The organism is Pseudanabaena biceps PCC 7429, assembly GCF_000332215.1.
Lineage (GTDB): Bacteria > Cyanobacteriota > Cyanobacteriia > Pseudanabaenales > Pseudanabaenaceae > Pseudanabaena > Pseudanabaena biceps.
Genome location: NZ_ALWB01000081.1, coordinates 1 through 21,697, shown reverse-complemented (window position 1 = coordinate 21,697; position 21,697 = coordinate 1). Strand labels below are relative to the sequence as shown.

The 21,697-nt window shown below is 43.1% G+C and carries 20 protein-coding genes and 1 CRISPR repeat array; of the genes, 7 read left to right on the top strand and 13 right to left on the bottom strand.

Translation table 11 applies throughout. The features are described from left to right. Nucleotides 1-351 precede the first annotated feature (351 nt). From PSE7429_RS10840 to PSE7429_RS10825, 4 genes are all read left to right on the top strand, one after another. Nucleotides 352-984 carry a DUF3318 domain-containing protein gene (locus PSE7429_RS10840; RefSeq protein ID WP_009627218.1) on the top strand — a complete coding sequence of 211 codons (633 nt, stop codon included), beginning with the start codon at nt 352-354 and terminating at the stop codon, nt 982-984. 341 nt (nt 985-1,325) lie between these two features. Then, a complete protein-coding gene (locus PSE7429_RS10835; protein WP_009627217.1) occupies nt 1,326-1,589 on the top strand; it encodes a hypothetical protein in 264 nt (87 codons plus the stop codon). A 294-nt stretch (nt 1,590-1,883) separates the two neighbouring features. Next, on the top strand, nt 1,884-2,429 hold the full coding sequence (locus PSE7429_RS10830) for a LexA family protein (RefSeq protein ID WP_009627216.1): 546 nt from the start codon (nt 1,884-1,886) through the stop codon (nt 2,427-2,429). Then, on the top strand, nt 2,377-3,675 hold the full coding sequence (locus PSE7429_RS10825) for a Y-family DNA polymerase (RefSeq protein WP_009627215.1): 1,299 nt from the start codon (nt 2,377-2,379) through the stop codon (nt 3,673-3,675). The genes PSE7429_RS10830 and PSE7429_RS10825 overlap by 53 nt, the downstream gene beginning before the upstream one ends. Before the next feature lie 69 nt (nt 3,676-3,744). Here the strand turns inward: PSE7429_RS10825 and PSE7429_RS10820 are convergent, their stop codons facing one another. Then, nucleotides 3,745-4,719: an alpha-ketoacid dehydrogenase subunit beta gene (locus tag PSE7429_RS10820; RefSeq protein ID WP_009627214.1), complete on the bottom strand. Its 975-nt coding sequence runs from the start codon at nt 4,717-4,719 to the stop codon at nt 3,745-3,747. Between the two features lie 582 nt (nt 4,720-5,301). Here PSE7429_RS10820 and PSE7429_RS10815 point away from each other — a divergent pair. Then, nucleotides 5,302-7,683: an MASE1 domain-containing protein gene (locus tag PSE7429_RS10815; RefSeq protein ID WP_009627213.1), complete on the top strand. Its 2,382-nt coding sequence runs from the start codon at nt 5,302-5,304 to the stop codon at nt 7,681-7,683. Nucleotides 7,684-7,692: 9 nt separating this feature from the next. Here the strand turns inward: PSE7429_RS10815 and PSE7429_RS10810 are convergent, their stop codons facing one another. The 11 genes from PSE7429_RS10810 to PSE7429_RS10765 all read right to left on the bottom strand — a co-directional run bounded on the left by PSE7429_RS10810 (nt 7,693) and on the right by PSE7429_RS10765 (nt 19,504). Next, complete coding sequence (locus PSE7429_RS10810; RefSeq protein WP_009627212.1) at nt 7,693-7,914, bottom strand: PDDEXK family nuclease; 222 nt, start codon at nt 7,912-7,914, stop codon at nt 7,693-7,695. A 25-nt stretch (nt 7,915-7,939) separates the two neighbouring features. Next, a complete protein-coding gene (locus tag PSE7429_RS10805; protein ID WP_009627211.1) occupies nt 7,940-8,521 on the bottom strand; it encodes a Uma2 family endonuclease in 582 nt (193 codons plus the stop codon). A gap of 116 nt (nt 8,522-8,637) precedes the next feature. Then, nucleotides 8,638-8,772, bottom strand: coding sequence for a hypothetical protein (locus PSE7429_RS27570; protein ID WP_009627210.1), 135 nt, complete (start codon nt 8,770-8,772; stop codon nt 8,638-8,640). Between the two features lie 72 nt (nt 8,773-8,844). Further along, the gene (locus PSE7429_RS10800) at nt 8,845-9,261 is read right to left on the bottom strand and encodes a hypothetical protein (protein ID WP_009627208.1); all 417 of its coding nucleotides are present in this window, start codon (nt 9,259-9,261) and stop codon (nt 8,845-8,847) included. 144 nt (nt 9,262-9,405) lie between these two features. Then, a CRISPR array of direct repeats spans nt 9,406-11,256; the repeat unit is 37 nt; unit sequence ATTTCCAATCGATCGCGTCCCCTAGCGAGTAGGAGAC. 260 nt (nt 11,257-11,516) lie between these two features. Further along, a complete protein-coding gene (locus tag PSE7429_RS10795; protein WP_009627207.1) occupies nt 11,517-12,977 on the bottom strand; it encodes a hypothetical protein in 1,461 nt (486 codons plus the stop codon). A 29-nt stretch (nt 12,978-13,006) separates the two neighbouring features. Then, nucleotides 13,007-13,612, bottom strand: a complete 606-nt coding sequence (locus PSE7429_RS10790; RefSeq protein ID WP_009627206.1) for a hypothetical protein — start codon at nt 13,610-13,612, stop codon at nt 13,007-13,009. A gap of 258 nt (nt 13,613-13,870) precedes the next feature. Then, a complete protein-coding gene (locus PSE7429_RS10785; protein WP_009627205.1) occupies nt 13,871-15,580 on the bottom strand; it encodes a hypothetical protein in 1,710 nt (569 codons plus the stop codon). A gap of 18 nt (nt 15,581-15,598) precedes the next feature. Further along, a complete protein-coding gene (locus PSE7429_RS10780) occupies nt 15,599-15,997 on the bottom strand; it encodes a hypothetical protein (RefSeq protein ID WP_009627204.1) in 399 nt (132 codons plus the stop codon). Further along, a complete protein-coding gene (locus PSE7429_RS10775) occupies nt 15,997-16,848 on the bottom strand; it encodes an RAMP superfamily CRISPR-associated protein (protein WP_009627203.1) in 852 nt (283 codons plus the stop codon). Before PSE7429_RS10775 ends, PSE7429_RS10780 begins: the two co-directional genes overlap by 1 nt. 26 nt (nt 16,849-16,874) lie before the next feature. Beyond that, the gene (locus PSE7429_RS10770; protein ID WP_009627202.1) at nt 16,875-17,933 is read right to left on the bottom strand and encodes a type III-B CRISPR module-associated Cmr3 family protein; all 1,059 of its coding nucleotides are present in this window, start codon (nt 17,931-17,933) and stop codon (nt 16,875-16,877) included. Beyond that, the gene (locus PSE7429_RS10765) at nt 17,918-19,504 is read right to left on the bottom strand and encodes a Cas10/Cmr2 second palm domain-containing protein (protein ID WP_009627201.1); all 1,587 of its coding nucleotides are present in this window, start codon (nt 19,502-19,504) and stop codon (nt 17,918-17,920) included. Before PSE7429_RS10765 ends, PSE7429_RS10770 begins: the two co-directional genes overlap by 16 nt. Nucleotides 19,505-19,681: 177 nt before the next feature. On the opposite strand from PSE7429_RS10765, the gene PSE7429_RS10760 reads away from it, so the two are divergent. Beyond that, on the top strand, nt 19,682-20,881 hold the full coding sequence (locus tag PSE7429_RS10760; protein WP_009627200.1) for a helix-turn-helix transcriptional regulator: 1,200 nt from the start codon (nt 19,682-19,684) through the stop codon (nt 20,879-20,881). A gap of 107 nt (nt 20,882-20,988) precedes the next feature. On the opposite strand, the gene PSE7429_RS26295 is transcribed toward PSE7429_RS10760, so the two are convergent. Beyond that, on the bottom strand, nt 20,989-21,147 hold the full coding sequence (locus PSE7429_RS26295) for a hypothetical protein (protein WP_158467629.1): 159 nt from the start codon (nt 21,145-21,147) through the stop codon (nt 20,989-20,991). 1 nt (nt 21,148) lies between these two features. On the opposite strand from PSE7429_RS26295, the gene PSE7429_RS10755 reads away from it, so the two are divergent. Beyond that, nucleotides 21,149-21,580, top strand: a complete 432-nt coding sequence (locus tag PSE7429_RS10755) for a Spy/CpxP family protein refolding chaperone (protein WP_009627199.1) — start codon at nt 21,149-21,151, stop codon at nt 21,578-21,580. Nucleotides 21,581-21,697: the final 117 nt, after the last annotated feature.

Here is a 21,697-nt window from a genome sequence, read left to right as displayed (position 1 = left end):
TCGCTACAATATTATCAAATTCTTCCTTTCTTTCACCTCCCCGAAACACCTATTGAGCCAAATTAAAAACTAAAACTAGAAGAGCGTACCGCCCACTACATGGGCGGTACGCTCTTCTAGTTTTGCTACTTAGTATGGTTGTGGTGCTCTGAGCCGCAACCATACTACTGGTTTTTCTGTCCTTAATTTCAGTGGCTACGGCTTTAATCTCAGCGTATAATCTTATAAATAACTTTTCAGTTGTATTGATTCGGTTGTATTGAGCTAACAAAAGTACAAGTAGTTAAAACTTATACTAAGATTTAACTTTAGCGACAAGTCCCTCAAAATTCTGAACTTTGACGAAGATTCATGCCATCCCCTACTTCTTCCTCCCTCCGAAATACCTTTGCCAGAACTGAGATCCGCCGCCTGCAAGACCTGCTGCCGCCAGAGTTACAAGCATGGGTAAAAGTACTTAATGCCGATGGTGTCCGTCCTCCACTCATAGCCTGTGAAGAAGCTGGTGGCGATGAAGTGGTGATTTTAGTCGATATGGTGCGCTGGGAGCGTATGGCTGAGGATCAGCGAAACCTCTTGTACTGGCACGAAGTCGCCCGCATCCAAAACGACGCAGTCCCCAAAGATGGCTGGGAAGTTGCTGCCCTAGCTATCGGTTTAGGTGGTGCAGTGGGCGAACTTTGGGTACAAAATGGTTTGCTGTTTGTCCTAGCGCTCGGCATCTGTGGAGTAGCTGGTTTTCAGCTATGGCGAAAGGGAACTAGCAAAAAAGATATCCGCAACCTGATCGAGGCTGATCAAGGAGCAATTCGCCTAGCCGTGCGGAATGGTTATCCCCTGCCTGCGGCCTATAAGAGTTTAGGTAGTGCTCTTAAGATTATGCTTAGCGACACCTCAAAAGGGCGATCGCGGACGTTGATCGAAAAACGCCTTGATTCATTACGCTCCGAAGCTAATAAAGCAAGACGAAATTACGAAAATTAAATCACAAAGATAAAAAAGAGAGGGTGTAAAGCATCCTCTCTTTTTTATCTTTGTGGGGGCTTCTACTAACAAATCAAATCCAAAAAAGACAAGTGGCGGTGCTAAGCGCCGCCACTTGTCTTTTTGAATTTGATTTCCTAATAACAATGGTCGCATTATTGGAACAAGAATAAACTCTCATCGTCCAAAGACTAAGAAATAACGCAAACAACGACTTGATGGAACTCTCATGTCGGAGGTTCAATTCATGAAACGCTCCATTTCGTTCTCTTGCACAAGTTCTAAAACTATCAAAAGTAATGCTCAATGCTTTAGAAAAGCTCTTTCTACACTAATTAATTATGATTCTAACTTCCTTAAACGAAACTCGCGCTATTGAAGTCAAAACCTCATCTGGTATTGAGAGAGGGATTGTTTTTTTAGAAAAAGCCTTTGTTGCTGACAAATTATATAACACTTTAGACGCTGCCATTGTTGCTAGTAGAAAAGCCCTAGATTCGGGTGTTGCCATATTGATTGCCCCAGATGGCGAACAATTTTGTCTCTGGGTATCGGTAAAGTCGCCAAGGATTGGTAAAACCGTTCAATCTGTGAAATCTGCCTAATATCGCAATGCAAGTTTTGCTTGGGACATAAAACCGAAAAGATGAGTAGTGGAGCGAAGCTCCACTACTCATCTTTTCGGTTTTGATTTGTCCTGACTATAGCTATCACAAAACCAGAGAGTGTAACGCCCGCTACGTGGGCGGTACACTCTCTGGTTTTGATTTGTGACTATAGCTATCGCCAAATAGGTAAGGATGGACGGCGCAAAGCGCCGCCCATCCTTACCTATTTTTTATTGCACTCTATTGATAAATATGATAGAGTATTGAATATCGTACATAAATCAAAAGTTCATGGATAGTGGCGATCGATATCAAGTTAGAGTCCAAAACTATGAATTAGCCGAATTCTCTGAATTAGCAGGATTTGTCAGGTTTGGGGATGATGTCAAAGATATTTATCTTTCTGCTTGCCATAGCAAATTAGAACTACCCTTGCAAACATGTGCTGTATCCGCAGGTTTTCCCTCTCCCGCAGAAGATTATGTGGAACATAGGCTGGATCTCAATAGTTATCTGGTCAGTCATCCTGCGGCAACCTTTTTTGTGAGGGCTGCGGGTAATTCGATGATTGGAGCGAGCATTCATGATGGTGACTTATTAATAGTCGATCGCTCTCTTGAGGCGACCCATGGTGATATTGTCATCGCCGTAGTCCAAGGAGAAATCACCGTCAAACGATTACATCTCGTGCGCGGAGAAATAGCACTAGTTCCTGAAAATGCCCACTATCCAACGATCCTGATTAACGAGCATTCAGACCTACATATTTGGGGAGTTGTCACCAATGTCATCCACTGTGTTAGACCGAAAAGCCACAAAAAGATTTGCTTTAGTTGATTGCAATAATTTCTATGTTTCCTGCGAACGTCTATTCAATCCATCACTGATTGGTAAACCCGTGGTAGTAGTATCCAATAATGATGGTTGCGTGATCGCGCGATCGCAGGAAGTCAAGGATCTCGGGCTGAATATGGGTGTGCCTGTCTTCAGGATTTACGACCTCATCAAGCGTCATAATATTCAAGTCTATTCTTCCAATTACGCTCTTTATGGCGATCTTTCAGGACGAGTGATGTCTACTCTTGCTTATTTCGCCCCCAATGTGGAAATTTATTCCATTGATGAAGCCTTTATGGATTTGTCAGAGTTTCGCTGTCGTGACTTAACTGCCTATGGCGATGAGATTCGGAAGCAGGTCATGCGTTGGGTAGGAATTCCCGTCTCCATTGGAATTGCCCCAACTAAGACCCTCGCGAAATTAGCCAATCGGATTGCTAAACAAAATGGTTCGGGTGTTTTCGAGTTTCACGATGCCGCGATCTCATCTATGGATGAGCTTCTATCCCAAGTAGATGTCAGTGATATCTGGGGCATTGGCTCTAAATATAGTAACTGGCTGAAGGAAAGAGGCATCATAACGGCTTTGCAACTGAGAGATGCTGATCGGTATATGCTCCAAAGTAAGATGGGGATTGTTGGGGTCAAGCTGCAAATGGAACTTTGCGGCGAATCTTGTTTAGCGATGGAATCGATCGCCAATCCTAAGCAGGGCACTTGTGTTTCTCGTTCTTTTCCTAAATCAATTCACAAACTCGCTGAACTTAAAGAAGCGATCGCCTATTTCACCCATCGAGCTGCCGAAAAACTGCGTCGACAGCAGCAGTCTGCCAGTGCAATTACAGTTTTTTTGCAGACTAGCCCTTTCCGCGAAAACTTCTATGCCAATAGTGCTACTGCTGAATTAGTTATATCGACAAATTCCACCCATGAACTTTCGCATGTATCTACCCATTTGCTGGAAGGGATTTATCGTCAGGGACAAAATTTTAAAAAGGCAGGGGTGATGATGACAGGGCTAGTCCCCGAACGACAAGTGCAGGGAAATCTGTTCGATCCGCATAATGATGAAGCCAAAAAGCGATCGCGCAATCTGATGAGCGTGATGGATCGCATTAACGAAATATACGGACGAGATACGCTACGCTTTGCCGCAACGGGAGTACTTCAAGTATGGAAGACTAAATCCGAACAGCGATCGCCCCGTTATACAACCTGTTGGAGAGACTTATTAGAAGTTTCGTAAGATCGCCTATCAAAAAGAGTCCGTGCTTTGCACGGACTCTTTTTGACTATGCTTTGACAGCTTTGACAATTAAGCCAATAGATTCTCAACTGCGGCAATTACATCTTCAGGTTGAGGAATTGTTAAATTTTCTAATCCGCCATTATAGGGAGTAGGCACATCTAGAGCCGCAAGACGGACAATAGGCGCATCCAGCTCATCAAAGTAATTGTCATTGATCGAAGCAATAATCTCGGAGCCGATGCTAGCACAGCGCATTCCTTCTTCAACAATAATGATGCGATGGGTCTTCCGCAAGGAGGTGACAATGGTTTCCATGTCCAGAGGTTTTAGGGAAATCAAGTCGATGACTTCAGGATCGTAGCCCTTGTCTACTAGGGTATCGACCGCCTTCAGGACGTGGTAGCGCATCCGAGAATAGGTCAAAATAGTTACATCATTACCTTCGCGAACGATTTCTGCCTTGTCGAGAGGTAGTAAATATTCTTCGTCGGGAATATCTTCTTTGAGGTTATAAAGCAAGACATGCTCAAAGAAGATGATGGGATTATCGTTACGAATTGCTGATTTTAATAGCCCCTTAGCGTTGTAAGGGGTGGAACAGGCTACCATTTTAATGCCTGGAACGGCTTGGAAATAGGTTTCCAGCCTTTGGGAATGCTCCGCGCCGAGGTTGCGACCGACACCACCAGGTCCGCGAATGACGATCGGAATTTTGAAATTACCGCCAGAGGTATAGCGCAACATCCCTGCGTTATTCGAGATTTGGTTAAAGGCAAGTAGCAAGAAGCCCATGTTCATGCCTTCGATGATTGGGCGCAAACCTGTCATTGCTGAACCGATCGCCATACCTGTGAAGCTATTTTCTGCGATTGGGGTGTCTAGCAAACGCAAGTCACCGTATTTTTTGTACAGGTCTTTGGTTACTTTGTAGGAGCCGCCATAATGCCCCACGTCTTCGCCTAAAACATAAACGGCTGGATCGCGCTCCATCTCCTCATCGATCGCTGCTCTGAGGGCGTTAAAAAAAGTAACCTCTGCCATATAAATCTGTGATTGTGTCTGTGATGATGTAAACAAGTCTTAAGCGCCCATTATATCTTTTGGGGTGCGTATCAACACAATCTTGCTCAGGCATACATCAGATAATAGCAAAGCTCAAAATGGCTAAGCCATTTTGAGCTTTGAAAACCCTTACTGGATTTGGTTTTTAATTCACAAAAGTGTTGTCACACTTTCATGAATTGGTATAAAACCCCAAAGAGGGTTGCTGTGCGGAGCGCGGCAACCCTCTTTGGGGTTTTAATTTTGTCCTAACCAGACTGGTGGCAGCAATATAAAGACAAGTCTTTTATCTTTTATTGCTAAGTATCTGGGCATAATCAAAACCTGTAGCGCACGCACAGCGTGCGCTACAGGTTTTGATTATGGTTTTTAATTATGCCCAGATACTTACTAAGTTTTATAATAAGGAAAAATTTAGTCGCTTATATTGGTAAGTAGCTAAACATAATTAAAAACCAAAACTAGAGAGCGTACCGCCCGCTAAGCGGGCGGTACGCTCATCTAGGTTTTAAGTTTATTTTTTAGCTACTTACAACAATTTCTGAATGGGACTTAATAGGCATGACAGATAATTTGTTAAGAGTTCCCTTGCAATTATTCCAACCCAAATCTATTCGCAAAAACTTTATTAACTGTATTGGTATTGCTATTGTTGCGCTGGGCTATTATGGGCTTGCCGAAGTATGCCGTCATGTCGTCTCCACTCCTCAATCTGTCACGCCTGTTTGGTTTCCCGATGGGTTCGCTTCTGCGGCAATTTTGTTATTTGGCGATCGCTTACTTCTCGGTGTTTTGCTAGGCTCTTTTTTAGCAAATATTTGGGCTTTTATCAAAACAGATAGTTTTTTCCATATCCTGCAATCCGTTTCCCAAGTAGCCATGATTGCGATCGGGACAACCACAGGCATTGGCTTGGGGAGCTACCTTTTACGGCGTGCCATTGGGCGGGAAAGTCCGCTTAGAAACTTTCGGAATGTTGCGCTGTTCTTTTGGCTGGCTGGGCTGGTGGGAGCCATGCTAAATGCGACTACAGGCGTAACCGCTCTATGTCTGGGGGGGAATGTGGCTTGGACTAATTATTTTGGGGTCTGGTTAACTTGGTGGATATCTAATGTCACGGGGATTTTTGTCTTAACCCCTACTTTGTTAAGTTGGAGTGAGATCGCCCGTTCCAAGTTCCTCAGTTACCTCCGCAAAAAACGAGATCGACTTGTAAAACCGCAACATCTGATTGAAGCCTTGATGATTGTGGCGACTATATTAACCATTTCCGAGATCGCTTTTAATGGTATTTATCCCATTGAGTATCTAATTCTTCCCTGTTTAGTTTGGGCTACTTTTCGTTTTGGACATTTCGCAGCCACTAATTTGATATTTTTGGTGTCCGTGATTGCCATTATAGGAACATTGCGGGGAACGGGCTCTTTCGCAAGGGAAAGCATCTATGAATCCCTACTGCTATTACAAAGTTTTATCGTTGCCACCGTCTCATTTACGTTAATTTTGGCAGGGACAATTGATGAGCATCGGCGTAGTAGCAATCATTTAAAAAAGTCTCAAATAGAACTGATTCAAAAGTCGCAATTGTTGATCGAGAGCAACCGTAAACTCAGGCAAGCTAAACAAATAGCTGAGGAGGCAAATCAGTCGAAAAGTAAATTTCTAACTAATATGAGCCATGAGCTACGTACCCCGCTCAATGCAATTATTGGCATCTCTCAACTGCTTCAGGATGAAGTAGAAATTTCGCCCCAACATAAAGCAGACCTACAGATTATCTATAATTCGGGATATCACCTGTTGGCTTTAATTGAAGATATTCTCGATATTTCTAAAATTGAAGCTGGAAAGATGGAAATTCAACCGATGAATTATAAATTACTGGAGTTAATACAGGAGGTGAGTGAGAGTTTCCAGTTTTCCGCAAACAATAAGAATATTGAATTAATTTGTGACTTTGCGCCCGATCTACCCCAAATTGTCCATACGGATATCAAGCGACTAAAGCAAATTCTCTTCAACCTGCTCGGTAATGCTGTAAAGTTTACGGACAAAGGGAAAGTGACGTTTCGGGTTAGTAGAATTCGCGATCGCGAGCTAACTATTAATACCTTAGCAGATTCCCATTTTATGGCTCCGATTATGGCTCCGACGAATGCTAATAAGCTTGCCTGTTCTGCTAATTCTATGTCTAATGATATGTCTAAGGCAATGGAAATCGCATACCTACTATTTGAAGTCTTAGATACAGGATTAGGAATGGATGCGGAGAAGTTAGATAAGATTTTTCTGCCCTTTGAACAATTAGGAGAAAATAAACTTAAATCTCAGGGTACGGGTTTGGGATTAGCAATCAGTCAAAAAATTGCGCGTATGTTGGGAGGGGAAATTACGGTAAAGAGCCAAATAGGTTTGGGTAGCTGTTTCAATTTACATTTATCCATCGAAGTTGTAGAGCCGATTACCTATGAAGAAATTAATGCCCAATTCTTAACGCAGGAAAGCCCTATTGTGAAGGTAAATAGCGATCGCGACTTGAATAGCTTTTATAAAAGTTTCTCTAAAATCTATCCTTTAAAGATTTTGATCGCTGAAGATAACTTGGTCAATCAGATGGTTGCGGTTCGTTTATTTGAGAGATTGGGTTATACCGTTGATATTGCCAATAATGGGCTAGAGGTAATCGCCATGATGCGATCGCAAACCTATAATGTGGTGTTTATGGATATCCAAATGCCTGAAATGGATGGATTAGAAACTACGGCAAAAATTTTGGAAGATTGGAACTTGAACTCACGTCCTCGGATTATTGCGATGACAGCTAATGCAATGTCAGGCGATCGTGAGGAATGCTTGGCTGCGGGCATGGATGACTATCTGAGCAAGCCCATTCAGATTGAGCAGTTGTTGGCTGCCCTGAAACGATCGTATGCCCAAATTTGAGTTGCTATTTCATCTCATAGCTACGCTGCAAAGCTTCCTTAATGATGTATCGGCAATCTCAATCACGATATCAGGGGACAAACTCTCATCAAGATCGACGATCGCGCTACTTTGAGGTGCTTTCTGAGTGCGATCGCCTACATAATAAGAAATATCTGGTTGACATTCGCAGATTCCTACTTTGCGATAACTACAATTCGTATAGCCTTTAGCCAAGATGTTTCTCTTCATATAGTAAAGGAGAAGCCAATAATTTTCAAATTCCTGCTTTCACAAAAAACTGTTCTGCCGTCGCTGCTAAATCTGGGAACAACTCATCGGTTAATAGGCGATCGCCTTGATAATTCTCTGGATGGCGATCGGGATAGAATGCCGTGAAAGTTCTGCTCATCGGATCGATAACCCATACTCGCAATATCCCAGCCTTTAAATAATCCCCAGCCTTCGCCACAAATTCCTTAAAAGTCTGTCCTTCTGACATAATCTCAATTACTAACTCAGGCGGTACTGGACACATTTCATTACCAACATCACTGGGCAATCGCTCTATCGAAATATAGGTCAAATCAGGTACAGGACACCAATCCTGATTATTGCGTTTTAACACGATTCCCCATTCGGGATAAACAAAGCCTTTGCCCTTAAACAAAGTGCGTAAAAAAATCAATAACTCTGCTTGTAAAGAAGCATGAAATCTTTTTGGCGACATTTTTCTTATAACTTGACCATCGATAAATTCGTAATTCTGATCAGACTCAGGGCTTGCCAAAAATTCCGCCAATGTCATTTGCTGCGATGTAACTGTCTCTATCACTGGCGCTTGAATCACTGTAGTCATTTTCATACTCCTTTTTTGTAAAAAAGTTGATGCGCTCCTAGCTTATTGAGGATATCTTCGCAATTATGCCAACTGAGGCTTAGCTATATTTTATCAGAAGGTTTGTCTTACTTTTTTTAGGCGATCGCCTGTTCGAGCGAGTAAGCAATCAACAAAAAAGCAGCCTGTTTGACGGACTGCTCTTTTATTAGGCGATCGTAATATTGTTCGCTACCAAATTCTTTCGACAGGGTAGTTTTCAAATTTTCCATCACAACTGATGATTGGTAGCTTTTCAGAAATGGATTGAGAAATCAAAAGGCGATCAAGTAAAAAAGCACTCATCAAATATAATCCTGAAATTCTGTCAAAGGCTCATCAAATTTTTTGCCAATCAAAATCTTGTCTTTGTCTGAGCCGAATAGAGATGGACGCTTTTTAGTTTTTGGTGTTTTTCGAGGTGGACGACTCGATGTTTTATGCCGATCGCTTTGATTACCAATTGCTATTGTGTCGGAAGCTAGGCTTGCTAAGAGCGCTTTGGCATGGACGATCTGAGCGTGGGCTTGATCAACTCTAGCTTCATTCTCATCAAGGAATTTTTGCAGCCGATCTTGCAGGACTGGTAAAAAGTTAGTCGGGAGGTTGGATTGTGGGTTTATAGGTGAATTTGCACTCATGTTTTTGGAGCCTAGACCAGATATTAATTTACCTTTGCGATCGCTATGGGAGCGATAAAAATTGCGGGTCTTTGTTCTCATTGTAATAGAAATTACAAGTTATTTTTAAGCGATCGCCTTTTCGAGTTAGTAAGTAAACAAAAAAGCAGCCTGTTTGACGGACTGCTTTTTTATTAGGCGATCGCATCCTCTAAAAATTGGGATACGTGACCTTTCCCTTACCAAAAGAAAAATCGATCGCGTCCCCTAGCGAGTAGGAGACGTTCTATTAATCTCAGTCAGCCAAGCACGCAGATGTTTCCAATCGATCGCGTCCCCTAGCGAGTAGGAGACACACTCTGAACTTCGCAGTTCTTGTGGACACTAACTAGTTTCCAATCGATCGCATCCCCTAGCAAGTAGGAGACAAAGTATACAAGCTAATTCCTTTCAAAGTCACATAGTTATTTCCAATCGATCGCATCCCCTAGCGAGTAGGAGATGAAATTAGTATTTCCCAAAATTTACACCAATCTCTTAGTGTTTCCAATTGATCGCGTCCCCTAGCGAGTAGGAGACAAATATAAGTTTAACAAAGCTGACTGGCTAGCAAATTTCCAATCGATCGCGTCCCCTAGCGAGTAGGAGACGATCCAAAATTTGAGCTTCCAGTCGGGTACGCCTTATTTCCAATCGATCGCGTCCCCTAGCGAGTAGGAGATTCAGGTACTACAGACTTGCTGCTTCCCCAAGCAATATTTCCAATCGATCGCGTCCCCTAGCGAGTAGGAGACCTCGTAGTATCGCATTAGGGATTGGTGGATTAGCAATTTCCAATCGATCGCGTCCCCTAGCGAGTAGGAGACTGAAGATGATGGTGCTTCGCAAGAACGACCCGCAGCATTTCCAATCGATCGCGTCCCCTAGCGAGTAGGAGACCGAAACCATTGGGGCTTTTATGGGCTTCGACGATGTTTTCCAATCGATCGCGTCCCCTAGCGAGTAGGAGACCAGAAGGGATAGAACGGGGCTTGCGAGATGTGAGTATTTCCAATCGATCGCGTCCCCTAGCGAGTAGGAGACCAAAGAGGTCTAATAGACATGCCTAATAGACCAGAAATTTCCAATCGATCGCGTCCCCTAGCGAGTAGGAGACCCACTACATCAGACGATACACATGGCACAATAGCATTTCCAATCGATCGCGTCCCCTAGCGAGTAGGAGACGCAATAATCCTCAAAAGTGCCATAGCTCTTATACAATTTCCAATCGATCGCGTCCCCTAGCGAGTAGGAGACCAGCGGTTTGTATTTTGAAGGCGATCCAGCTTACATTTCCAATCGATCGCGTCCCCTAGCGAGTAGGAGACATATGGAATCGATTTTGCCAGTTGAAATTGCCAAAGATTTCCAATCGATCGCGTCCCCTAGCGAGTAGGAGACACCGCAGTAAAAATCGAATACGGCGTAGCTGTTGCATTTCCAATCGATCGCGTCCCCTAGCGAGTAGGAGACACATTCATCGACATCGTGGTGATGGACACTTCCCCATTTCCAATCGATCGCGTCCCCTAGCGAGTAGGAGACCCAAATAGCTAAGGCCGTGGGAGTTGTAAGCAGATTTCCAATCGATCGCGTCCCCTAGCGAGTAGGAGACGCTGTTCCCAAGCTATATAGCCACCAACGACCGCGGATTTCCAATCGATCGCGTCCCCTAGCGAGTAGGAGACCCGATCGGTGCAACTGTACGCGAGGCAACGGGTGCATTTCCAATCGATCGCGTCCCCTAGCGAGTAGGAGACCGCAGTGCTTGCTGATTGGAGGATTGTCGATTATTCGATTTCCAATCGATCGCGTCCCCTAGCGAGTAGGAGACGCGAATTTATGAATGATAAGATTGGAACTTTGGGGGCATTTCCAATCGATCGCGTCCCCTAGCGAGTAGGAGACCTAATAAACGAAACTTCCACGACTGATAAAATCCCAATTTCCAATCGATCGCGTCCCCTAGCGAGTAGGAGACTTTATATCTGGCATCCATCAACTCGGTGAGCAGGGCTATTTCCAATCGATCGCGTCCCCTAGCGAGTAGGAGACCACCCACGCTTGAAAGTCTTATCCAGTCTAACTTTTAAAGACTAGTTGCGCGGAACAGATTTATTGTAGCAAATTAAGCTTTGGTAACACAATATTTTCTTCTGCGGAAAACATCGTAAACCCATATTTATCAGTGCATTTAAGACTTGCGCGAATCTACATATTTGACTATGGGCATTCAAATCAATACTAGGCAACAATTATAAAGCTTTAAATTGCAGGTTATCCAAAAACAGCACATAGTTCGCGCTGTCTAGCAGTTAATAAGCGATCTCCTTAATCACCTCCTTCAAGTCCTTATGCACCTGTGACATCAAACTAGCTTCTTCTATAGATTTGAATTCTTCTTGAGATATAAAGTTGAGGCAATTAAGGACTCTTGTTTTCCATTCTTTTTCATTATCATTAAATATCTCCCAAGCTTTAAATACTGAATTTCTATCCTGCAATCCCTCCAATTTATGAAAAAGTTCGTTTCTTTTGTCAAAGACTTTATTCCCAAAGTTCCAAATATCAGCATCTGAATTTACATCGACTCCTTTAAAGACTACGAGAGCAAAATAAAGACCTTGACCGTAAGCATTAAGATATCTCGTTTTATTCCCAGAAGGCAAAGTAAATTCAGAAGATAATTTAATCTTCTTGCCTTCTTTTTTGTCGAAATGAAACTCATCTAACCACATTGAGAGTAGACCTTCTACTGCTCGAAAACTATGAAACATTGCTTCAACTGTATTTTCTTGTTTCAATCGGACTACAGCTAGATATGCCGATTCATAAGCTGACCACCACCACTCCTTAGAGCGACTAGTTGCTGCCTCTCCCATAGCTGTAGCAAACTTTTCAAATTCAACAGCATTCCAGAAATTGGCTAGCTTCAATAAATGTAGTAGTCTAGATTTTATTTCATCACTCTCAAAATTTATCTCCTCAACAATACTAGTCATACCTGAATAGTCATGTCGATCTAGCAAATCCTCTAACTTCTTAAATTGCAAGGTCTCAAAATAGGACGAACCCTTTAAAAACTTAGTCTTATTTGGCGGTAACTCACTACTAACAAGAAATTCCACCTTTTTACCAAAGCGAATCAAACAAGTTAACTGCACCGCCGAAGAAATCGCAGGAGTCCCCGCCTGATGACTAACAATCACGCGATCGCTCTTAGAAATCCACTTATTTTCTTCCCACTTCGCCAACTCCGCCTTTACGAGCGTTAAAGTCGCATCCCAATCATCTAACCCATCCGCCCCCTGTTGCGGCTTCAAAACCGAAAATTCAATCTTTTCATTGGCAAACCTTTCACCAAACTCTTGCGTAAAATAATGCTTCAAAATTGGCTGAAGCGTATATGTATCCTGCCAATAGGGAGAATCCAAATGACCTCGACTGTAATCATCAAAAATTGCCTCCTGATCGGTCAGCAAAACAATAATGCGATCGGGCTTATTCTTTTTATCAGTCTTAAACTCCTGACAAAATCCATCCAATAAAGGAAAAGTCAAACGCTCCCAATATGTCTCAATTGCATCACCATAAGCAATTCCCATTACCCTTGCTGGCAAAGTCAACAAATCACTATTACTCTCTGGTGTTGGAGAAAATTCGTTTTCACAAGGATATAACTGCTCCATTTTTTTAATCCGCAAAGCACCCCAGCCAGTATCATCTGTCAGCTTGACATCACTATTACCCGTCGTCACAATCCAAACTATAGACATGATTAAGCTCCAAGATTTACAAAAAAAGACTACAGAAACTCAGTGATGATCGTACTAAAACAACTCAAAATCCGATCAAGCTCATTGAGATAGAAAACATTACTATCAAGAGTCAGCAACTTATTTTCTAATTTCAAAAACTGCCATAAATTGCCCGTCGTCACACACCCATAAACTTTATCCAAGGTTTCACCATGCTTTTGGTTATAGCGAATTGCCCCATACATTTGAGCAGCACATTGCCCTAGCCCATTCTCTAAATTATCGCGCTTCGCCTCCACGATCGCCATAATTGGCGTACTAATAAAAGTTGAAGTCGTACCCTTACCAAGAATAAAATCACATTCTCCTACCAGTCCCGCCTCGCGATCGCTATCAAGGTTTTTGCCCGAATAAATAGCCAACTGTGTAGAGAAATGTGCTTCTACTTCCAACAAAATTGGCGCAATAATAAACTCAGATTTTGCCTTTTCGCTGCTAGTCGTAAGCGCAAATTTCTTACCCTTCGCAAGGGTTTCCAATAACCAACTACTAACCTGAATCGTACTTTCTGGAGATGCAAACAAGTCCTGCTCAACAAAATCAAGAGAGAACTTATCTATAATCTGTTCAACCGTAAAATCACTGTAAGCCATAGTTTTATAGTTTTCTTTCTCTATAGTGAATCAACCGTAGGATGGGTTACGCTGTCGCTAACCCATCATTTGCGCTTAAGAAACCATTTAAGAATTACCTTTTGCGGTCAAAAACTCTAAGAGATCCCCCTCAATCCCCCTTAAAAAGGGGGAAGAATTTAATTCTCCCCCCTTTTTAAGGGGGGCTGGGGGGGATCTAGACAATTCTTAAATGTAAATGGTTTGTTTCAACTCATACGTTACATTGCACTAACTATTCTATTTCCAAGGCTTTCCCCATAGCTGTTTGAACTGTCCATCATCTGCAAGAAACTTAAGAAAGTTCAAACAATCATCAGAATCATCTGGGAAGATCGTTAATAACTCAAGATAACTAGCAGTTGGTTTGGGAATCTTTTTAGTTGAATCATTAGGATCTGGCTCTAACTTCATCAAAGGATACATCCGATGCCACAGCCGCCCAATCTGTCCCACTCTTCCAGTTACCGAAGATTTATAAATAGATAGTTCAGGAATTTGGGCTTTATTGTCTCTCTTTTGATAAGACCCATGTAACCATTGAATTGCTTCAGAGCTTTCTTTATTACTCGCGATTCTGCCCCAAACCATTACCTTGTCAGGATGCCAAGCCTCTCGCCAACCAGTCGCATAATTTGCAGTCAGCTTAACGTTTTCTTGCAATTGCAACCAGTCTCTAGCCGCTTCCTGCAATTTATCTAAAAAGTTGGTTACATATTTTGAGCCATAAACCTTAACATCGCGAGCATAACGCCCTTTTTTCCATTGCCAATGACAACCAATTAGCGGCTTCCTATCGTTATTCTTTTCATAATATTCCTCATAAAACAACCGATGATCGGCTCTACGCCACGACTTACCAAAGCCACCAAAGATCATTGCAAACTGATTCAGATGCAAAATCAGATTTTTTAAAGCCGCCTTATGTTCTTCCGAAATATCTTGCGACAATAGCCAGCCGAGTTCGCCTTCTACCTTATAGCTAGGCACTTCCCATTGACCATTGCCAAATAATTTTGACTCAAAGCTAGTTGTGACAAAGTTCATCATCAATAAACCCCATACACCATGCCCTGAAACACCGCCAAAAATTTTCTCAACTTGTTTCTCAGCAGTGTCAGCATCCGTCAAACCACCAAAAATTCGCAACGCATGACCACGAATCGCCGCCCGAAAAATATTGGGGCGAAACTCGCCAGATTCATCTAAACGCTTTGATGCCATCCCCTGTCCTTTCAACAGATGCGGCGGATACAACAACTCACCCTTTAATTGATCGCGATGACCATAACCTGCGGAAACCCGACAACCAATCCCACGACCCAGCGCCGCTTCCCAGATTTGCCAGATCTCCTCCCACTCAGATTTATCAAGCTCCTCCGAAGCCGAAATCCCAAACTGAATTGTGGGTTGATAGAGCGAAATTTGGATTTTGGCTCCTTCTTTTTCACTATTCATCACCTGTAACTTTTGCTGTGGATGAATGAGATCAACTAACCCATCAGTCCAACTGTTATCCACAGGATAACCACCATGAAAGCGCAAAATCCATGGGGAGAAGTCTCCTTTAGAAATCTCCTGTCCGCAATATTTACCAAGGCGATCGCCAAATAACCGCTTGCAAGCCTGACGAAAAGCCCCCTTCATACTCGAACCTGGGTAAAAGGGATAACCAGACGCACCAATGACAGGACGAATCACGCCATCATCCTGCCCTGAATTCGTCACAAATCGCCAACTAATCGTATATTCTTGCGTTTTGACAGGCTCCTCAAATATCGGCGCAACTGGATAAGTTTCACTTGTCCACTCTTCACACCAGATCTCAGCATCTTGCGAATCGCCAGCCTTTTTGCGATCTGGATCGAGACGTTGCAACTGACAACGCCCATTCGTTTGCGCCTGAAACATCATCGGCACTTTTCTATAAGCATCGGGAATATTTGACATTTTTTTAGTCCCTAAAAACTATTTTTTCTTATAGCGCTGAGTCCACCAAACCAAACAGTCACAAAGCTGCGTTAGCACAGCGATCGCCACCCGTTGATCTTGGATGTCTATTTCCCACAGTTTTTCTGCCATAGCTCGGACAGCCTTAGCATCTTCTGCCTTTACAGGATCGTTAGGAATTTTCACTCCTGCTTTTACCATCACCGCCACAAGCTGATTCCATGTCTCGTTCCAATACTTAGCTTTTTTCGGCTCTTTATCTTGCAAGCGCAAATGCTCACCCCAGAAACGCTCTAAGCCATAAGCCACAGCTACACGCATCTTAAAGGCTTGCCCCAAAGAATCTTTGTCACGTTCTTTCGCATCTAGAACTAGCTTCTGAGCAATGCGATCCAAATCATAAGTTTTCCAAGCCATTACTGATACTCTCCTGCAAGTGTGACATTACAACGACCAAAGCCAACCGACTCCAAACCACCAAAATACATATCCTGCGAAGCGCGATCGCCAAAAGGTTTCCAGCCTGATTGCTTCAAACCAGATTGCTTCAAAGCGATCGGAAATATTAAAACGCTTCCCTCTGGCAAAGCCTCCACATTAAAAAATGCCCCTTTCTCAGTATCGACTTTTTTCATGTCATCCATCATCTTGATGCGACTCTGACGATACAAAGCCATATCATGCAACATCGCAATATCGTTATCACCAACCACCACCAAACTCTCAACCGCCAGATCTGCACCAGTAGGAATCCATTTCTGCATTGCTTCGGCTTCGATTTGCTGCTCGATTTCCATAAATCCAAGGTTGAAAAATAGGATTTGCTTAGCAGTACCGCGATCGCTAATTTGACGACCCCGCAGAGTTTTCGCCGCCGTGTAAGGTTTTGGGATAGCGTCTGTAGATCCCGTAATCAGTTTGTAGCGCTTGAGCAATCTTGGGCAACTAATCCAAACTACAGGCTGTCCTGGACAAAAAACAGGCAACCAAACCAGTGAAGCATATTCAAATTTGACGATCGCTTCCGTAGTCCCGCCATCGGGTCTACCCTCCACAGATTCATGTCCGTACCATGTATTCTCTGAACCTTTATCCGCCTCGCGCATATCCGCCCGAAAGCGTCCACGAATCGAACTCCCTGCAATAATCCCCGTCTGCGTAAATTGATCGCGAAAAATCAAATTGAGATTACCAGACTCCTCACCTGCGGCAGCGCCAACATGCAAAGGGGCAAGGGTTTCAATAATTCCATAGGCTTTTTTGTACATTAATCCTCTCCTTTTTGTGTAATTTTTTAGTCAACTTTAAGCTCAACTTTAGGTTCGATTTTGATTTCCACTGGTAAGCACAACCCACAACCAAACTGCCGCAACGGTAGCCCCTCACCCGACGCAAACCACTCAGGCGGGAAATCCCACCAAGTAAGATCGAGGGGATGTTTGACCACATAAACCGTTCCCGCAGGCACAGCATAGCGACCAATGCTCAGCTTACTGGCGCGTTTGTTTTGCGCGTCACCTTTACCCACGCGATAACGCCAAGGCTCAGGGCGATCGGTCAGCATCTCAGGACGCTTGTTGCTAAAGCGCACATCGTTAGGATAGCGAGTTGAGAGATTGTTACTTCCCCACACCGCAGGCGTAATCAGCGCAAAACTCCGCCCGATTTTTTGCTTCAGTAGTTTGAGGATCGAACTATGCTCTGTAATTGCTTGACTAGTGATTTCGACAATATGATTTTCACCACCAAAGCGATACCAACCGTCAGGCAGTTTATGCGTCGAGAGATAAACTAAACAGCTATCTTCACGCATCTGCACAGCGTTCTCTAAAAACAATCCATCGCGATCGCGCACATGTTTCTCATCATCCTTGAGATAGGGATGCAAAATCGGCATGAATTCCCAAGGAGTTTTGCCAACATCATTCAACTTGCCTTTCTCAGGACGTTTTAGCTGTGGGGTTTGTTTGTGCCAAGAGTTGATACTCTGCCATTGATATTCAGGATCGAGATCGGGATGTTGACGCTCCCATTTGTGATTGATTAGCGACCATTCATCAAAATCCTTATTCTTCTCACCGACAATGCGCGATCGCGGAATCGGCACAAAGAAGTTTTCAGGATGATCTGACTCCGCCCAAAAAGCCCCAGCTACAGCCAGATTAGTTTTTAGCTCTTGATGCTCGGTAAACTTCTGCTCTTGATTCGTCGCCAAAATCAACCCCGAAAGCGTTCCCGCATCAGGTGGAAATTTTGCACCAGAGCGTCCAACAAGGTTTTCAGGAGAAAGAAATGCGCCAGCGCTGCCATAGAGCAAGCCCAACGGACGTATCACAATTAGGAATTTGAACATAACTGCCACCCCACTTTAATCATGCCATCAATCCATTCAATGAGGGGCTTTGCTGATTTTGAGTCTTCAGCACCCGTAATGTATTTACGCTGTTGATTTAGAATATCTCCTTTATCTTTGCCAAAATAAAGTTTAAAGAACTCAAGAGCAACGAACTCATCAACTGTTTCAGCCGTCGCAGGTGGAATAGCATGACGAGATTTGAGTTGCGCCAGATCGGTATATACATGGCTCCAATTTGCATCTTTGCCATTATTGTCATTGCGATCGCGATAATCCTTTAGCCATGACAAATATTTCCAAGGCGTAGTCCACTGTACAAACTGCCCATTGTTAAACAGAACCCGAATCGTTACGCGATCGCGCCCCAAACTTTTAGCCAATTTCTCAGCCTCGCGGCAATGCTGCAACACATCGCGCTGCGGTACACTATGCCCCGCCCACACAAAACCCACACTGAGCGTAATCCCAAGGTTTCCTTGTTCCCAACTATCACGCAAATCCAGTAACCATGCAATCACTTCGCGGCTATCTAATTTAGGGGTTTGTTTGTCCCCATACATCACACCAAGAAAATCATCTCCTCCTGCATAAACTACACGCCCTTTTTTATCAAAATCTGTTTGGAATTTCTTACCCCAAGCTCTCAAAGACTGGCTAAATTGAGTGACACTAGCATTATCTGTAAGCCTCTTGAGATGATCACCGACCTTATCGCCATCACCCATAAACCAGCCAGTCCAATGGGTTACACCAGAATTATCATCTTTGCGAAGCACCTCTCGAAAAGTCGGTGCATAAAGATCGCGATGGATATTTCTAGCGATCGCCCCATAAGTAACCAATCTTTTGATTAATTCAGGAATACTCAATCGCTCATTTTCATTGATATAAGCGCGATCGTTCTCCTTGCCAGAAGGATCGAGAACTTCAGCAATCCTCTTGTAAAAGCTTTTAATCTCTGCTTCATTCGTTCCCAAACTATCCATATTTGGATGAGCGATCGCATCATGCCCCGACAAACTCGAACTTTCACCATTCCAATTCGGCACAGTCCAAGCCCGTCGCAACTTCCGAGTTTCCAAATCACGCATTGCCGACTCAATACTTAGCCCACTACCCCAAAACACCTCCCAAGCGTGAATTTGCCATCTTGTCCAAGAGTTAAACCAACCCTCATCATCAATTTGCAAATTATCTCTCAACCAACCACGACAAGCCGTCACAATTTCTTTCCAGCCTTCCGTTAAAGCTTGATGAGCATCGTTAAGCGAGAAATCTCCCAGTATCAAAATTCGATTGGGCATTCCCTGCACAATATCTGCATTAGCCATTTCAGGGACATCATCGATCTCGATCGCTGGTGAAATCACTTCACAGTTTTTAATGTTAGCCGCACCAACGATCTTCCAACTTAAGTACGAGAGAATTTGCGATGCACCATAGAGATCGCGCAACTTACGAGACTTTTCGATAAAGCCTTGCACAGGTGCAAAAGTAATTACCGTATATTTTGCAATTTTAGTTTCCTGCGTTTGAGAATCTTCCTCAGCCTGCAATAATGTCGTCACGATCGCCTTACCTCCCACACATATTTATACAAGCAATCTATCAGTATTTTGTCATACATTGCAATGCAATCAAGATATTTTACAAAACATCTATATAAGTTAAATTGTCTTCACAAACTAGGTTTTATGCTCTTTTGTAACCTTTAATAAATATTGTCATTTACTTGACATAACCCTATGCCTAAGACTAACAATCTTCATCCTTATAGCGATCGCCAAGCCTTTGAGCGACTCATGCTTTTAATTGCCACATTCATTCACTATCCTGGAATCGGTTGCCCCGATCGCGAGGGTAAAAGTTCGCAAACCGCCCATGAATCTCTAGAGGCAGTCAAAGAAAAAGTCTATGAAGTAGCCAAACAATACGATATCTCTCTATCTAAATATTCCATCCCCACTTTACGCAAGGATTTAGTAACTCTGCGTAAATATGGAATTCTAGAACAGCGTATTTATCGTTGGGGCTATTTTCTGGGAACAGGAATGATGTCCTTCCGAGACTTACAAGTAGCCATCAATGCCCTTGCTTCTATGGCAAAATATCAGCGATCACCACAGGCCATTCGCATTTATGACGATCTATCCCAAAAGTTGCGGACTAAGAAAGATTTAGCATCTACAGATTTAGTATCTACAGATTTTCTCTATCCATTGCGATCGCAAATAGATCGAGCCATCGTATATACCGATATCAATGAGATGATCGAGCACAAAAAGACTCGCTACAATCTCTATCACTGCCTAGATCGATTGGAATCAGCAATTACAAACGGACAAGCGATCGAGATCTTTCGATATGCCGATCCCTATAGCCATAAAACGGGATATTTACAAGTTTTCCCTTTGCAATTGATTTACCACGATATTGCTTGGTACTTGCTCTACGAATATATCGATAAAGGTCATTTAGAAATCGAACGAATCGATCGCTTTACCGATCATATTCAATCCCTCAATCAAGCAAGAGGAACTGAACTGCAAAAAGCAAGTTTAGCTGTGGCAATGCATCTGTTTAAAAAAGGTTGGGGCTTGTTTCTCGGCAACCCAATCGAGCAGGCGCAGGAGATCGCTGGGAATCTGGAATACATTCAAGTCAAGGTGCGTTTTTTTACACCTGTAATTGCTTTTATCGAAGAGGGAGATAAAAGGCATATTTCCCAATCCATTGATAAGCGAGGAAAACCCAATTATATCGATTACAGTGTGGCATTACCAGCGCGATCGCTCAATGAATTTTGTCGCTGGGTTAATCAGTTTGTGCATAATGCTAAGGTGCTTGAGCCTCCCCATTTAGTCGAACGTTATCAGTCCATAGCTCTTAAATTAACGCAGTTATATAGCAACGTAAGAGATAGCGAGGACAAATCAAAACCCTAAAGATGAGTGTCGCCACTTCTCGCCATCACTCATCTTTAGGGTTTTACAGCAATTATCGATCAAACGAACCATAAGAAAAATTTTGAAAGCGTTGCGAAGCAACGCTTTCAAAATTTTTCTTGGTTCTTACAACGAGCAAGTTCAAAAACTAGTAATTGTCCCGCCCGAAAGCATGAGATCAGTGAAGATATTGAACCTTGAGGAACATCGCGAAGGTCTAAGCCTATGTAAGCGATCGCCAAATCGACTAAATTAGGAATATTCATTATGTTTAACAATTTCAAGCGTGTTCTCGCCGTTGCAATGTTATCGACAACCCTAGGAGGAATCGCCATTCCTAGCATTGTTTCCGCACAAACGAATCCCAACCAAGGCGCGCAAACCACCCAGAAGCATCATGACGGTGGGTGGAAAAAGCTTAATTTGAACGACGACCAAAAACAACAACTAAAAACGATTCATACAAACACCAAACAGCAAGTACAAGCTGTTTTAACGGAGGCTCAACGCGCTCAACTCGCGACTGCAAAACAATCTGGCGATCGCAAAGGAACATGGAAATCACTGAACCTCACCGCCGACCAAAAACAACAAATCAAGAATATTCACAAGAGTTCTAGAGACCAAAGCCTTGCAATTTTGACTCCAGAACAACGCACCCAACTACAACAAATGAAAGCCAACCGTCATCAAGGCTAATTTTAATTCACGAAAGTGCGACAACACTCTCGTGAATTAAAATTTGTGAATTACAGCCTGGAGTTTAGACTAAGGTGATTGAGATAAGCAGAAAAAGAGCAGGAAAAAGTAACTCAG